The organism is Corallococcus sicarius (genome assembly GCF_003611735.1).
Taxonomy (GTDB): Bacteria; Myxococcota; Myxococcia; order Myxococcales; family Myxococcaceae; genus Corallococcus; species Corallococcus sicarius.
In genome coordinates this window covers 1-1,523 of sequence record NZ_RAWG01000617.1, presented here as the reverse complement: position 1 = coordinate 1,523, position 1,523 = coordinate 1, and the positions used below count along the sequence as shown (strand labels likewise).

The following is a 1,523-nucleotide window of genomic DNA, read 5'->3' as shown; positions in this document are numbered from 1 at the left end:
CCTCCGGGTGGGTTTCCAGGGACGGCGCTCCCGTCAGCGCGAGCAGCGCGGACGGCAGGCCCGGGGCCGCTCCCAGGACCGCGCCCAGGACATACAGCTTCGTTCGCATGGTCTCCCCCTTGCCGGCGGCTGTCGGCGGCGGGCCTGTCTGAAGGGAGGCTCTGGGCCGTGGTGCTGACGGACCACCCGGACATGCTGCCCCTGTTACTCGCGGTCTGGCGCCTCAAGGCCGCCGCCCTCCTGGTGGACAGCGCCTGGGGTGAGCGCCTTCGGGACACCGTCCTTACGCACAGCGAGCCCGAGGCCATGGTCTCGCTGGTGCCGGAGCTGTCCGTCTCGCGGCTGAACATCGCCAGGACGCACGAGCCGCGCCAGGGACTGCCCGAGGACGCGGCGTTGCTGTCGTACACCTCGGGGAGCACGGGCGACCCCAAGGCCATCGTCATGACGCACACCCGGCTGTCGACCACGATGTTCGCGGCGGCGGCGGCCGTGGTCCGGCACCGTGGCGAGGCGCCCGCCCGCGTCGCGTGCAGCATGCGGCTGTCCGGTTCCGGGGTGCTCAACCTCCACTACACCTGGGCCGTCTGCGCCGACGCGGCGGTGGTCGTCCTCCCGGAGCTGGAGCTCAAGACGGCGCGCGACTACTGGCACCGCATCGAAGAGAACGAGATCGACCAGACGTTCCTGGTGCCACACCTCATCGAGCTGCTCAACCACGCCGCGGCAGCGAGGCCCGGCACGCGCGCGCCGCCCATCTGCATCACCGGCAGCTCGCCGCTCTCGCAGCGGACCCAGGACCGGTTCCAGCGGCGCTTCAACGTGGGACTGCTCAACGCCTTCGGGCTCACCGAGACGATGTGCGCCGCCTTCTTCGGCGAGTACGACGAGCACGGGATGGGTCGCAACACCATCGGGCAGCCCTCCCTGCTGAAGGCCCGGCTGCGCGACGCCTCGGGCAAGGTCGTCGAGGGCCCTGGTGAAGGCGAGCTGGAGCTGTCCGGCCCCACCCTCTTCGACGGCTACTTCCGCAACCCCAGCGCCACGGCGGCGGCGTTCGTGGGCTCGTGGTTCAAGACCGGCGACACCATGCGGCGGGATGAGCGCGGCAGGTACTGGGTCATGGGGCGGCTGAAGGACGTCGTGATGAAGGGCGGCTTCTCCGTCTACCTCATCGAAATCGAGGAGGCGGTGCTCGACGTGCCGGGCGTCCAGGAGGCCGCGGCCGTGCCCCTCCAGCTTCCGGATGGCAGCGAGGACATTGGCCTGCTCGTGCGGTGGCTGCCCGGAACCCCGAGCGACATGGCCGCGCTGAGCAACGACCTGCGAAGCCGGCTCGGGGCGGTGCGCACTCCGCGCCGCATCATCGAAATCACCAGCCCGCTGCCTCGCACCGGGCAGGAGAAGCTGGACCGGCGCCGCGTGCTTGAGATGTGGCGCACCCTCTCCGAACAAGCCTCCAACGACCCAGCGAGAGTCGCATGACCGACATGACCTCCCCCCACCCCGCCGCTCCCGAGCCC

1 protein-coding gene is annotated in these 1,523 nt (G+C 70.8%); it reads left to right on the top strand.

Annotated elements, in window-relative coordinates; genetic code table 11:
* The first annotated feature begins 129 nt into the window (after positions 1–129).
* Positions 130–1,485 carry a class I adenylate-forming enzyme family protein gene (locus tag D7X12_RS41260; protein ID WP_279637303.1) on the top strand — a complete coding sequence of 452 codons (1,356 nt, stop codon included), beginning with the start codon at positions 130–132 and terminating at the stop codon, positions 1,483–1,485.
* Positions 1,486–1,523: the final 38 nt, after the last annotated feature.